7 protein-coding genes and 1 pseudogene are annotated in these 13,292 nt (G+C 57.0%); 2 read left to right on the top strand and 6 right to left on the bottom strand.

All coding sequences use genetic code 11. The features are described 5' to 3' along the window. The 4 genes and pseudogenes from ATHL_RS11100 to dnaG all read right to left on the bottom strand — a co-directional run. Window positions 1–581: pseudogene (locus ATHL_RS11100) on the bottom strand (hypothetical protein); the annotation flags it as partial. Continuing rightward, on the bottom strand, window positions 578–2,797 hold the full coding sequence (locus ATHL_RS11095) for a cache domain-containing protein (RefSeq protein WP_062193603.1): 2,220 nt from the start codon (window positions 2,795–2,797) through the stop codon (window positions 578–580). The pseudogene ATHL_RS11100 and the gene ATHL_RS11095, both read right to left, overlap by 4 nt. Window positions 2,798–2,942: 145 nt before the next feature. Further along, complete coding sequence (locus tag ATHL_RS19575) at window positions 2,943–4,586, bottom strand: RNA polymerase sigma factor RpoD/SigA (protein WP_084001382.1); 1,644 nt, start codon at window positions 4,584–4,586, stop codon at window positions 2,943–2,945. A gap of 93 nt (window positions 4,587–4,679) precedes the next feature. Then, the gene (gene dnaG, locus ATHL_RS11080; protein ID WP_062193596.1) at window positions 4,680–6,578 is read right to left on the bottom strand and encodes a DNA primase; all 1,899 of its coding nucleotides are present in this window, start codon (window positions 6,576–6,578) and stop codon (window positions 4,680–4,682) included. Window positions 6,579–6,631: 53 nt separating this feature from the next. Between dnaG and ATHL_RS11075 the strand changes: the two genes are divergently transcribed. Next, window positions 6,632–8,035 carry an SH3 domain-containing protein gene (locus ATHL_RS11075; protein WP_162787678.1) on the top strand — a complete coding sequence of 468 codons (1,404 nt, stop codon included), beginning with the start codon at window positions 6,632–6,634 and terminating at the stop codon, window positions 8,033–8,035. A gap of 58 nt (window positions 8,036–8,093) precedes the next feature. Here the strand turns inward: ATHL_RS11075 and glyS are convergent, their stop codons facing one another. Beyond that, complete coding sequence (glyS, locus tag ATHL_RS11070; RefSeq protein WP_062193591.1) at window positions 8,094–11,096, bottom strand: glycine--tRNA ligase subunit beta; 3,003 nt, start codon at window positions 11,094–11,096, stop codon at window positions 8,094–8,096. A 100-nt stretch (window positions 11,097–11,196) separates the two neighbouring features. On the opposite strand from glyS, the gene ada reads away from it, so the two are divergent. Further along, window positions 11,197–12,288 carry a bifunctional DNA-binding transcriptional regulator/O6-methylguanine-DNA methyltransferase Ada gene (gene ada / locus ATHL_RS11065; RefSeq protein ID WP_201797965.1) on the top strand — a complete coding sequence of 364 codons (1,092 nt, stop codon included), beginning with the start codon at window positions 11,197–11,199 and terminating at the stop codon, window positions 12,286–12,288. 34 nt (window positions 12,289–12,322) lie between these two features. Here ada and ATHL_RS11060 read toward each other — a convergent pair whose 3' ends face one another. Beyond that, window positions 12,323–13,102, bottom strand: coding sequence for an HpcH/HpaI aldolase family protein (locus tag ATHL_RS11060; protein ID WP_062193588.1), 780 nt, complete (start codon window positions 13,100–13,102; stop codon window positions 12,323–12,325). Window positions 13,103–13,292: the final 190 nt, after the last annotated feature.

The following is a 13,292-nucleotide window of genomic DNA, read 5'->3' as shown; positions in this document are numbered from 1 at the left end:
GGGGTGGGGATGAATGGCGCAGCGGTGGCGGTAGAGGTACGCCGGGTCGGAAGGGGCTGCAGAGAGGCTGTAGGGGTAGAGGAGGGGGGGAATGGCAACGTGGCTGAAGGCGTAAAGCTCGGTGTAAAAGAAGGAAGGCCGGTGGGGGTTCCAGTGGCTGAAGGCGAGGGGATGGAAGGAGGGGTGGCGCTGGCTGGCGTGATTGGGGTTGGGGTGAAGGTGGGAAGTGCGGTGCGCAGGCCTGACCGGGTGGGATATGGCGTCACAGTTGGAACCGGGGTTTGCAGGAGGATGCGCAGGTCGTCCATGGGAGATAAGGCGGATGGTGCCATATCGCGAGCGGCTTCGCCCACCAGTCCGAGCCCAAAGGCCAAAGGGTGAAGCCCACGAAGATCGGCGGAATAATCGGCGTGTTGGAAGGAATGCAGAGCCACAGGCAGTGTTCCGGCGGTCACCAGCCAGGCAGGGGAGAATATGGCCCCTCCCAGGGCTGCCAGCCCCCCCAGGAAAAGGAGGAGGAGGAAGATACTCCATGAGAGCCGCTGCCAGGCAGGCAGATGGCGTTCGGGTTTGGTGCTCACAGCATACCTTCCCAGCCAATTGGATTCCGTGGAGGATGGAGACGGTAGACCTGGATCCTTTCCGCCTTGCCACGCACCTGATGATACCCCAGAGCTTCAAAGTGGAAACGGCCCTGGTGTTCAGCAAGGGCTTGAAAGGTGGCATGGCTGACCAGGATTGCAGAACTGTCAAACAATGCACGCGTTAAAGACTCCAGACGTTGCGCCGAATTGACGGTATCGCCAATGATAGTATAGTGCAGGCGGTCGCTTGTGCCCAGACCACCGGCGATGACCACCCCGGTGTTTATGCCGATACCAGTAATGAGCTGGGGTTCTCCCCGCGCGCGGCGCTGGTTGTTCAACCGTTCGATGGCCTGGAGCACCTCCACAGCGGCCTGGCAGGCCGCAAGAGCACTCTGTTTGGGGTTGAGCAGGCGAGGGAGGGTGCCAAAGAAGGCCAGCATGGCATCGCCTTCAAACTGGTTTACCACTCCGCCGTAATGAGTAACGATGGGAACGATCTGTCCAAAATATTCATTGAGCCAGTGCAGAACGGTAGAAGGTGGGACTTTTTCAGAAAGGGTTGTGAAGCCGCGAATATCGGTCATTAAGACTGTGGCGACGGCTTCTTGCCCTTCGAGACGCAGATTGCCTGATGAAAATGTCTGCCGGAGTTGTTCGCGCACTTCGGGTGAAACAGTACGCCCGAGGAGATCACGGTAAATGGATCCTTCCTGCAGGCCAGCGACCATGCGATTGAAAGCGTTGGCGAGGATGGCCAGTTCGTCATTGCCTGCAATATCCACTTTTACTTCTAAATTTCCGCTGGCGACCTCGCTGGAGGCTGCAACCAGCTTCATCAGAGGGCGCGTGATCAGGCTGGCGAGCGATACGCCCACTGCGATGACCAGGAAAATTGCCGTGGCCACAAAGAGGAAAATCTCAATCTGGGTGGCACGGCTGGTGCGAATAAAAAACGCCTGAGCGAGTGATACTCCCATGACCCCCAGATCTTCGCCACCGCGAACTTCCCATGGAGCCAGAACTTCGGTATAACGCAGGTTGGAAATGGAAAGGTCACGCGTCTGGCTGGAATGATCCTGCCTTTCCAATATGGATGATGCTTCTGCTGCGGAGAGTAAGAGCTGATCCCTTTCCGCGTTGAGGGATGTGGCCAGGGGCTGGCCCTGAAGGTCATAAAAAGTGACATCACTGAGGGTGTCTCTGGAGAGTTCACGGGCCAGGGTAAGCAACGATTTTCCTACCAGCACGGCACCAAGGCGGTTACCGGCTGGATCATACAGCGGGCCGGCTACATAGATCATTTCTCCCAGAGGGCCAGAACCACGCCCGGCAAATTTATCACCTGTCGCGTCGCTTTTCCCCTCCAACACTTGCCTGACGAAAGGCCAGCTGGCGGCTTCACTTCCACCGGTGGTTGCACGGTATTCTCCAACGCCACCATCCGGCACGTGGGTGAGTGTGAGCAGGTGGTTCCCGGATGAATCGAGGAGGATCATTTCTTCTTCCTGGCTGTTAGCCGCCACCGGAAGAAGTAGCTCTCGGAGAGTTTCGGCCTGTTTTAATTGCATGGCTTCGGGAAGACCCTGGGTATTGGCAATCAGGCGAAGGGTTTCGAGCAAGCGGTTTTCTTCCTGTACCAGGCCGTCTTGTGCCTGAAGCCCGGTTTTTACCAGCTGGTTTAGAAATCGTTCCTGAACTGATTCGAGGGCGACCCGGCTGATCAGGTATGCACTGGCCAGGGCGAACAGAATGGCCAGCAGGAGGTAAGGCAGGGTGATTTTAACCCGCATGGGCATGCGCACTTCATGCGGTGAGGCGGGTTTCACCATGCGCGGGGAGCGTGGCACGGTGTCTTCTTCTAACTGGTGAAGGGCCTGTTCGATCCACCGCGAGGTAAATGGTTGACGGAGGAACACCCGGACGCCCTGCTCACGGGCTCTGAGTTCTCGTTGCAGATCCGGGTAGCGATTGGTCATGATCACTTTTAAAGCGGGATTGGCCGTGCGGGCCTCACGCAGGAAGGCATACCATTCCTGGCTGGAAAAATGCAGATCCATCACCATCAGCTGCGGTTTGACCTGCTCCAGGAGTGCCTGCCCCTGACCCAGATCCCACGCCTGCCAGACTTCGTCTCCGCGCTGTTTAAAATAGCGCAGTAAAGGTTCTGTAAGGCGCGGTTCTGCCTGAACGAGAAGAACACGAAGTGCCATAAACGATTACATCCGCCTTTCGATTATATGATCTTCGAAGGGCTCCTTACCTTATAAGTACCTTTCAATCTGACCTGGGGACGGGTTAAACAGGCTGCTCCACAATCTACGGAGCAGCCTGTCTCAGGAAAAGGTGACCCCTCTTTTAAGAGAGGTATTCGCGGAGGTGACGGCTACGGGTGGGATGGCGCAGTTTACGAAGTGCCTTGGCCTCGATCTGGCGAATGCGCTCGCGGGTAACGTTGAAATAACGGCTGACTTCTTCCAGGGTGTGGTCTTTTCCGTCGATCAGGCCAAACCGAAGTTCGAGAACCTGCCGTTCTCGTTCTGAAAGGGCGCCGAGAGCATTTTGTACCTGCTCGCGGAGCATTTCTCGCGCGGCGGCATCCATCGGCTCCAGGGCTTCGTCGTCTTCGATGAAATCTCCCAGCTGGCTGGATTCTTCATCGCCCACCGGGCGCTCCAGAGAAACGGGTTCTTCGGCGGACTGGAGGATGCGTTGTACTTTGGCCGTGGCCCAGTTCCAGCGCCGGAGCACCTCTGGATCGATGGGTTTTCCTTCTTTACGCGCCTGCTTGATGGCGCGAGTGTCTTCTTCGGAGAGGAACCCTCCCTCCAGGGCCAGTTCTTCGGCAGTGGGTTCACGGCCAAGTTGTTGCACCATGGTGCGCTGAACCCGTAGCAAGCGAGTGATGGCCTCAAAGAGATGGACTGGAATGCGAATCGTACGGGCCTGTTCGGCAATGTAGCGGCTGATCGATTGACGAATCCACCAGGTGGCGTAGGTTGAGAATTTGAAACCACGGGTAGGATCAAACTTGGTCACAGCCCGCAACAACCCCAGATTGCCTTCCTGAATCAGGTCGAGGAAAGAAATCCCTCGTCCGAGGTAACGCTTGGCAATGCTCACTACCAGGCGCAGGTTAGCGCGGATAAGCGTCTGATTGGCTTCTTCAGCCCGCCGACGGACTCCCTCAACTTCATTGGCCAGTTCCGCTTCCGGGGGCATGTGAGTGAGGAAGAAGTCCAGGTCGGGCATCTGGTTGGTGTCTTTCAGACGGTGAAGGAGTGAGTCCGCCAGAGCCGGAGGCAGGAGGTACATGCCAATAAACATAGTGAAGGTGTGCCGTACAAAACCATCCCACAGAGCATCTTTACCCCACAGGCCGTTATCAAGATAGGTTCGCAGGTAAGAGGGTTCATCGGCCTGCCACTGGCGGCGCAGTAACTGGGCTTCAGCCAGGGTGAGTGCCAGGTCTGGCACATTGCCCTGTTGCAGGGTGCGGGCATCCTCGATCATCCGGTTATACGAGGTGATCATCTCTCGCGCCACCATGCCAAAGAGCGCTTCGTTGGGCCGATCACTGCCTTGAGGAAGATGCTTTTGCAGATTCTCAAGAAACCGCTGCGCCTCGATTCGCGCTGCCAGCCTGAATTCGCTGTCGGCATCCAGCAGGTTGATTTGCCCGATTTCTTTCAGATAGAGCCTGACGGGGTCTTCCGAAAGCTCCATCGCCACCACGGAGGAATCAAGCAATTCAACCACATCTTCAAGGCTGATGTCATTCCATTCCTCAGCCCCGGCAGTGGCGATGGGTTCTTCGGTCTCTTCTTTCTCTTCGAGTTCATCCTCGCCCCCTGGTTCGGCATCTTCTGGCAGGTCTGGATCATTTACCATGCCGGAGCGAGAAAGGCGGCTGGCAGGAGCGTCACTGGAAGGGAGCAGATTCTCATCCGGCTTTTCCACAGAAGCGTGTGGGCGAGAAGAGGGTATTTTCTTTCGAGCCATGGGATAAATATACCACAATTGTCAAATTGGTTTAAGAAAGGGGAAGGGGCTATTTTTAAGCATCAAGGAAGACTGAAAATTCCGGGAAGGCTTTCAGGGAAGGATGGGTTGCCTGAGTGCACGATGAATTCGTTGCAGAGTCTGGGTGAACTGGAGGGTCATTTCATTCAGACGGGTGGGAAAATCGGATGGTTCTTGCGGATCGCTGTGCATGAAGCGCAACTGGTCGAGGCTGGCACGCACCCGGGTTTCGCGCAGGCGTAACAGGGTATGCACCAGGTCTTCGAAGGCTTTCTGGGGAGTGGGCTCGCCGCCGGGAAAAGGCTCCAGATAGGTCTGCACGGTTTCACGGAGCTCTTCAGGGATCGATTCGACCAGGTAGTGGCTGGCATCGAGTGCGTCCTGCTCCAGAGAGGAAAGGACTTGCCGGGCTAACATTTGATGGTCGGCTTCCTCAAAATCCTCACTCGAGAAGCGGTTCAAGCCTGCTTCCTGAAGAAGGCGATCCAGGTTGTATAGAGACTCGGGAAAACGCAGAAGCAGGCGCAGGACGTGAGCTTCGAGCGCCCGGGTGGGCATTAAGCGGGCGGATAAAACAGAAGGTGTTTGCTCAGAGGAAGGTGAAGGCTGGCGGCGGCGGGTGACCCGGCGCTGGGAAGGGGGAGGGGAGGCCTGCAAGGCGCGTTCATCCACGCGGAGCAAACGCGCCAGGCGTTGCCGGTAATCTTCCCGTTCGACCGGGCTCGCCACGTCGTTAATGAGAGGTAATACCCGTGAGGCGATCTCGCTTTTAACTTTGGGGTCGTTCAAATCGCGTCCGAAGGCGAGGGTTTCCATGACGTGCAGCACGATGGGTTTGGCTGTCTCAACGATGTGAGCCCATTCCTGCGGGTCGCGCAGGGCAATTTCATCCGGGTCGAGTCCCTCTGGCAGGGTGGTCACGCGCAGGTCTGCCTGAAGGCGCCCTTCCTGGCGGATCAGCCCGTGAGCATCAAACACCAGCTCGCTGGAGACGTCCATGGCCTGACGGGCAACTTCCAGGCCGCGTAAGGTGGCTTTTTGTCCGGCGGCATCAGGGTCGAGGGCGAGAACGATGCGGCGGGTGAAGCGCTTCAGCAGGCGCAGCTGGTCTTCGGTGAGGGCCGTGCCCATGGGAGAAACGGTGTTGGCAAAACCGGCCTGGTGAAGTGCGATGACGTCCAGGTATCCTTCGACAATCACAACCTGATCGGCGTTCCGGATGGCTTTGCGGGCCTGGTCAAGCCCATACAACAGACGGCCTTTATCAAAAAGAACGGTCTGAGGGGTATTGAGGAATTTAGGCTGATCCTGAGGATCGAGGATGCGAGCGCCGAAACCGCACATTTTACCGCTGGCATCGCGGATGGGGATCATCAGTCGGTTTCGGAAGCGGTCGTAGACCCCGCCCGAATCGCGCTCGGTCACAAGGCCAACCTGGAGCAGTTCTTCCTGCGTGTAGCCTCGAGAGAGGAAATGCTGGCAGGCTGCGTCCCATGAGTCAGGGGCATACCCCAGCCCAAAAGCTTCAATGGTCTGAGGAGTCAACCCGCGTTTTTGCAGGTAAGCCCATGCCGCTTTGCCGGGCTGAGTTTCAAGCAGGTGGTGGCGGAAAAACGTGACCGCTTCTTCCAGAAGGGCACGCAGTTTTTCGTGTTCCTCTTTCTCCGCTTCACGCTCCGGCGTGAGAGGTTCCAGCCGTACACCGGCTCTTTCTGCCAGATATTGGAGCGCCTGGGGGAAGTCCCATCCTTCTTTTTTCATTACAAAGCGGAAGATGTCGCCGCCTTCATTGCACTGGCCGAAGCAACGCCAGGTGCCGCTCTCAGGGAAAACCACAAAAGCGGGTGTTCGGCTGTTGGGATGAAACGGGCAAAATCCGGTGTAGTTCTTCCCGGTACGCCGGAGTTGAACGGTTTCGGATACCAGATCGACGATATCAATTCGCGTTTTGATCTCATCAATCGAGGACATAAATGTATTATAACGGCATGATCTTCGAAGTGTTCCACGGATATAATTTCATCATGCAACGAAAACACTGGTTTTTGGGTTTGTGCCTGACGCTTGTGTTCATGGGGGGGTGTAATCTGATCAATCCCATACGGGTTGACGGCCAGGAGATGCCCCGGGCAACCTCAACGGAGATGGTTGCTACCCCACAAACCGCACCAACCCCAACCCCGGGGTTCACCTCTACCCCCACGTTGCTTTCTCCAGACCAGTTGCTCTGGGTGGCTAACCCTGTGGATGGCCAGGTACGGGTGATTGACCCGATCAGCGGGGCGACGCTGGTGATCATTCCTACCGGAATGCACCCTGAACAGATGGTTCTTGGAGAGGGGGCGGCCTGGGCTCTGGATCGAGAAGGAGACCGGGTGTTGAAATTCTCACTGGCGGATTACACCCTTCAGGTTGTCATCCCAGTACCTCAGGGAGAAACGAATTGCCTGGTGGCAGGGGCAGGGTTCATCTGGGTGGGGGTCACTGAACGGCCTCTGACGAACATTCTCTTACCGGGGGAGGAATATCATGAGACCGGGGGAGTGGTGCGCATCGACCCCCGAACCGGTCAGGTAGCAGGGTACGGCCAGGTGGGCCCCGTACTGGATTTAACCGTTGCACGGGGTGTGGTGTGGGGGCTGGTGAAGATGCCCATCGAAACGGCTCTGGTGCGCATTGACCCTGCGACGCTGGTCAGTTCGCCAGTGCAACTTGCAGGGACGCCTGACTGGCAGATTGAAGATGCACTGACGGCTTCGGATACCAGCCTCTGGATGTTTTCTCAGGCTTATGGCAAGCTTTACCGCTTGAGTTTTGAGGGGCATCTCTATGATGAAATCAGACTGGGGCAACATCCACCGATCGGGCCAGCAGGGATGGTGATCGGAGATCGCTGGCTGTGGCTGGCCGCCCCGTGGGGGAAGGTCATTCAGGTTGATACGGGGAATGATCAGGTTGTAGCCGAACTTTCGCTCGATTTACCTCTCAGCAATGTGTCCTGGGCGGTAGGTGCGGCCTGGGTGACCAGCCTGGTGGGCGGAAAAGTATTTCGTATTGACCCCATGGCGCAAACTGCGTCCCTGGAGGTGGCGATTGGCCCTACCGTCCGACCTACCCCCATGGTTACGGCCACTCCCATTCTTCGCGCGCATCGGCCCTGCCCCGACGCCCCCTATTCACGGCTGGAAGTGGGAGACCAGGTGCGCACGCTGGAGGAGCCTGCCTTACCGCAACGCCTGCGAAAGGAGGCCGGTAAAGATGCAGAACGCGTGGGATGGATTCAACCGGGCGAAGTTGCCCGGGTGCTGGAGGGGCCGGTCTGTGCCGATGGCTGGGTGTGGTGGAAAGTGGAAACCCTTACCGGCGGGTATACTGGCTGGGCGGCTGAAGGAGATGGTACAGAGTACTGGTTGATCCCATGGAAATAAACCCGGAGTCCACGTCAGTCTGAACGTGGACTCCGGCAGGTAACCAGAGGGGGAATCTTTAAAATCCTTCCAGACGAGAAAGGTCCGCTGTACCGCGCGCCAGAGCGGCCACTCGCTGGAGCAGGCCAAGACGATTGGCACGCACGACAGGGTCTTCGTCCATGACAAGCACAGCATCAAAGAAGCGGTTGACGGCTGGAATGGCTGGCAGGAAAGCCTGCAAGAAACTATCTGGAGAACCGGCGTTGGAGTGGGTTGTTTCGGCCTTCTGTATGGCTTCGAAAAGCTCATGCTCTGCCGGATGGCTGAAATGGGCCGGGTTGACGGAGTAGATTTCGGGCTGGTCTCGAGTGATACGCACACAGCGACTGTACGCGGGCAGAATGGTATTCCAATCGGGGCGTTCAACCCAGCGGCTCAATTCACGGGTAGCCTGCCAGGCACCCAGCGGGTTGTGCGCCTGTTCAGCCATGACGGCGTCCACGATGTCATACCGGAAGCCCAGTTCGTCCAGGAGGTAACTGCGTAATCGTCCGGTGATGAACTCAAAACAGGCGGCCTGGCTTTCAGGACTGGCCGGTAAAGGCAGGTGGGCGGCGGCCAGGCGCAACCCTTCCCGTAAATCGAAGGGGGTGTGCGTGCCGATCAGTGCCTGAACCAGTCCCAGAGCGGCACGGCGTTGAGCGAATGGATCTTTGGTGCCGCTGGGGGCCAGCCCGGCAGCGAACAACCCGGAAAGTGTGTCCAGCCGATCGGCCACACTGAGGAGTAAGCCGGGTTTGGAAGCAGGCAGGGTATCGCCGGAGTAGCGGGGCAGGTAATGTTCAAAGATGGCTTCAGCGACGGCAGGGCTTTCGCCAGAATGCAGGGCGTAATAACGTCCCATGATCCCCTGAAGGGAGGTCATTTCAACCACCATGTGGGTAACCAGATCAGCTTTGCAGAGCCTGGCGGAGCGGCGGGCGACGGCCAGCTCTTCTTCGTTCAGGGGAATGAAGGAAGAGAGAGGTTCCACCAGAGCCTCAATGCGGCGAGACTTGTCGAGCATGGAACCCAGTTTGACCTGAAAGGTCAGCGTTCCCAGGCGGGGAAGATGATCTTCCAGGGAGTGTTTCAGATCTTCCTGAATAAAGAAGGAAGCGTCAGCGAACCGTGCCCGGATAACCTGTTCGTTTCCATCCGTAACGACGTCCAGGTATTGGTCATCTCCGTTGCGCACGGCAATAAAGTATGGAAGCAGACCGCCCGACTCGGCGTAAGCCGGGAAGTAGCGCTGGTGTTTTTTCATCACCGAGATCAGCACCTCAGGGGGGAGTTTGAGGTATTCGGGCTCGAAGGTACCACGCAGGGCGGTGGGAGCTTCCACAAGGCGGGTGACCTCATCGAGGAGGCCATCATCCACTCTGGAAGATGCGCCAATCTCCTGGAGAAGATGGCGTACCTGGCTGGCGATTACATCACGGCGTTCAGCAGGGTCGAGGATAATTCCCTGGGCGCGCATGGTGGAGAAGTAATCGGTGGGGTGATGGAGTTCCATCATTGCAGGCTCGCGGAAGCGCAATCCACGGGTTGTGCGTCCGGCGCGCAGCCCGGCGTATTCGAAAGGAATGATCTCCCCGCCATGCAGGGCCACCAGCCAGCGAATGGGACGGGAGAAGGAGACCTGGCTGTCGTTCCAGCGCATAGATTTTTCGAATTTCAGGGCCGCAAGTAAACCGGGAAGGGCTTCACGGAGGACGGCCGGGGTGCTCCGCCCGGCTTCGTGTACTTCGGCGACGGCATAACGCCCTCCATCGATCTCTTCTATCCGCAATTGATCGACCGCCACCCCCCGGCTGCGGGCGAAGCCCTCGGCGGCCTGGGTTGGGCGGCCACTGGCGTCAAACGCGCGTGCCGCTGGCGGCCCTTTGACGAGGGTGGTGCGGTCGGGCTGGGAAGGAGCCAGGTCTTTCACCAGAGCTACCAGGCGGCGGGGTGTTCCGAAAACCTGTATCTCACCGTGAGAAAGGCGCTGTTCGGCGAGAAGAGCCGGAAGGCGCTCCTGAAGTTGAAGCAAAGCGCTCTCCAGATCGGCAACAGGCAGTTCTTCGACGCCAATTTCAAGGAGGAAGTCAGCTGGCCGGGCGAGGGGGGCAGACGAACTTTCCTCTACGGGTGTGGATGGAGACACGGTGGGACGCACATCTTTCAGCCAGGGGAACCCCAGTTTTTTACGTTGTTCCACATAAGCCACGGCCACCCGGCGGGCTAAGTCGCGCATACGTGCAAAAAGCGCCTGCCGTTCGGTGACGCCAATGGCACCGCGCGTATCCATGATATTGAAGGTGTGGGAACATTTGAGCACGTAATCATGAGCGGGGAGTACCAGCTCATGTTCGAGGGCGGCCTGGGCTTCAGCTTCAAAAAGGTCGTACATTTGCCTCAGGCGCTCGACATCGGCCACTTCAAAGTAATAGCGGCTGTGTTCCTGTTCGCCCTGAAGGTTGACGTCTCCGTAGGTGCGATCGGGGCTCCATTGAATATCCCGAAAGTTCCGTACCCGCTGGAGTGCCATGGCAATTCGTTCCAGCCCGTAAGTGATCTCTACCGACACCGGGTCGAGGGCAAAACCACCCGCCTGCTGGAAATAGGTAAACTGAGTAATTTCCTGACCATCCAGCCAGACTTCCCAACCCAATCCCCAGGCGCCCAGTGCTGGAGATTCCCAGTTGTCTTCGACAAAACGAATATCATGCTGGCGAGGATCTATTCCCAGCGCCTGGAGGGATTGCAGGTAACGTTCCTGTGGGTCACCGGGGTCCGGTTTAAGGATGACCTGGAACTGGTAGTGCTGCTGCAGGCGGTTGGGATTCTCTCCGTAACGGCCATCGTCCGGGCGGATGGACGGTTCCACGTAGCCCACATTCCACGGTTCGGGGCCGAGGACCCGTAAAAACGTAGCGGGGTTGTACGTTCCCGCGCCTACCTGAGTGTAATACGGCTGCCAGATTAAACAACCCTGTCTGGCCCAAAAATCTTGCAAGGTGAGGATGATTTCCTGAAAGGTCAGGGAGCGTTTCATACCTTCTCCACGATCGAAATGAGTCCTCGAATTATAGCATACCGAATTGCTGTGTAAAATTCGGATAGAATCCCCTGTTGGAACCGGGTAAGATAGACGCATGAATCAAGACCGGTTGGGAACGGTAAAGGTGAAATTAATGGATGAGTCAGTCTGCTGGCGAGCGGTTCAGATACGAGATCGAGACCAGGACGGAAAATTTGTCTATGCGGTGCGTACCACGGGGATTTTTTGCCGACCTTCGTGTGCCTCGCGTCAACCCAGGCGCGAACATGTGTTGTTTTTCGCAACCCCAGAAGATGCCCTTGCGGCGGGTTTCCGTCCCTGTAAGCGTTGCCGCCCTCTAGAGACCTCCGCCCCTGATGATCGTGTATGGCTGGTCAGGCAGGCCTGTTCTATTCTGGAGGAAGAGAAGGAGACGGTTCTGACTCTTCAGATGTTGGCCCGGCGGCTGAACATCAGCCCGACTTACCTGCACAGGGTGTTTAAAGAGGTAACTGGCATGACACCACGGCAGTACACATCATTGATACGTGCAGAAGCTTTTAAAAGCCATCTCCGAAAGGGCGCCCGGGTGATCGAAGCGCAATTTGAAGCAGGATATACATCCAGCAGTCGCGTTGTTGAGGCGTCTGATCGATGGCTTGGGATGACCCCCGGTCAATATCGCAAAGGAGGGAAGGGTATGGAGTTGAATTACGCCATTGTGGAAAGTTGGATGGGGCGTTTACTGGTAGCAGCAACTCACCGCGGGGTGTGTGCGGTACGTTTTGGTGAGGGTGATAACGCTCTGCTTGCCGGTTTACGAGAAGAGTTTCCCTCAGCAGAACTTGTGCAGGATCGCGGCCAGCTACAAGACTGGGTGCAGGCCATCCTTGCCCACCTGGAAGGGCGAGAAAAACAGCTCGATTTACCCCTCGATATCCGGGCAACGGCCTTTCAATGGGAGGTGTGGGAAGCTCTGCGACGCATCCCGTATGGTGAAACGCGAACCTATCGGCAGGTAGCTGAGTCTATCGGGAAGCCCTCGGCTGTTCGGGCGGTAGCCAACGCATGCGCCGCGAACCCGGTAGCGGTGGTTATCCCCTGTCACCGGGTGAAGCGCAGTGATGGAGGATTGGGAGGGTATCGCTGGGGAATTCAACGCAAGCAGGCTTTGCTGGAAAAAGAGAGCGAGGTCGCTTCTGCCTGACAGAGCTGTATGGGAAAGGAAAGGCCTGCGACGATTAACCTTTCTGGCCGACTTTCCGCAATTCGGCGGATAGATGGTGAAACGAGGTGTTCAGTAAATCAAGATCGGTAGCGCAGGCCAGCAACGTCATTCCGCGTGGGCGCCAGAACGAAATCCAATCCATTCCGGCATGAATACCGCTGAACAGGCCACGACGTCTGGCTGCGGCCACCACTCTGTCGATTGCTATCACCATGTGCGGGTCGTCCAGGGCTTTGCTTACGCCGAGGGAGACCGATAGGTCGGTAGGGCCGATGACTACACCATCGACCCCGGGGACATCGAGCAGGTCTTCAATCTGATCTACGGCCTCTTTGCGTTCGATCTGCAGGATGACGAGGTTCTCACGATTCATAAAGCGCGTAAATTCCCATGGGTCAGCCGATTGAAAATCATTATGGCCTTTGGTGGTTGACAACCCTCTTTTCCCGAGGGGTGGGAACCGCACACTGTTGACAATCTGCTTCACCTGGGCGGGGGTTTCAACCCGAGGAACCATGATTCCTTCCGCTCCGGCATCTAAAACCCGGGCAATGAGGTGATATTCGCTTTCAGGGACACGAACCAGCGGAGTTAACCCTGCCAATCGCAGGGATTGAATGAGGTTGGCGGCAGATTCGAGGTCGAATCGGCCGTGTTCCATGTCAATGAACGCAAAATCAAAACCGGCATGAGCAAGGATGATAGCTATTGCAGGAGAACGAATCTCTTGAATCATCGTGCCAATGGCAAACTCTCCACTTTGCAGAATGGCGCGCAATCGATTGGGACGCATGGAACTCCTTTCTGGTAGTGAATTTTGATGGTAAATTTCATTGTACCTCACCCGTTCCTGATGAGTACTGTGGATTGACGCCGTATCCGTCCCAAAGCCGGTGGGTTTTGAAAAAAGAGCAAGCTCCGAGTAATATGGTAGGTGTCTCAACAGCCATATCCTTGGAGCTTGCCATGTCTATTGTCACACT

It is taken from the genome of Anaerolinea thermolimosa, from assembly GCF_001050195.2.
Taxonomy (GTDB): Bacteria; Chloroflexota; Anaerolineae; order Anaerolineales; family Anaerolineaceae; genus Anaerolinea; species Anaerolinea thermolimosa.
Note: the sequence above shows the minus strand (reverse complement) of the source record. Positions and strands in the feature narration are given on the sequence as shown.

Bases quoted from the DNA above. Each gene is read 5' to 3' on its own strand.
- ATHL_RS11095 (WP_062193603.1), bottom strand. From the start codon at position 2,797: ATGGCACTTCGTGTTCTTCTCGTTCAGGCAGAACCGCGCCTTACAGAA.
- ATHL_RS19575 (WP_084001382.1), bottom strand. From the start codon at position 4,586: ATGGCTCGAAAGAAAATACCCTCTTCTCGCCCACACGCTTCTGTGGAA.
- dnaG (WP_062193596.1), bottom strand. From the start codon at position 6,578: ATGTCCTCGATTGATGAGATCAAAACGCGAATTGATATCGTCGATCTG.
- ATHL_RS11075 (WP_162787678.1), top strand. From the start codon at position 6,632: ATGCAACGAAAACACTGGTTTTTGGGTTTGTGCCTGACGCTTGTGTTC.
- glyS (WP_062193591.1), bottom strand. From the start codon at position 11,096: ATGAAACGCTCCCTGACCTTTCAGGAAATCATCCTCACCTTGCAAGAT.
- ada (WP_201797965.1), top strand. From the start codon at position 11,197: ATGAATCAAGACCGGTTGGGAACGGTAAAGGTGAAATTAATGGATGAG.
- ATHL_RS11060 (WP_062193588.1), bottom strand. From the start codon at position 13,102: ATGCGTCCCAATCGATTGCGCGCCATTCTGCAAAGTGGAGAGTTTGCC.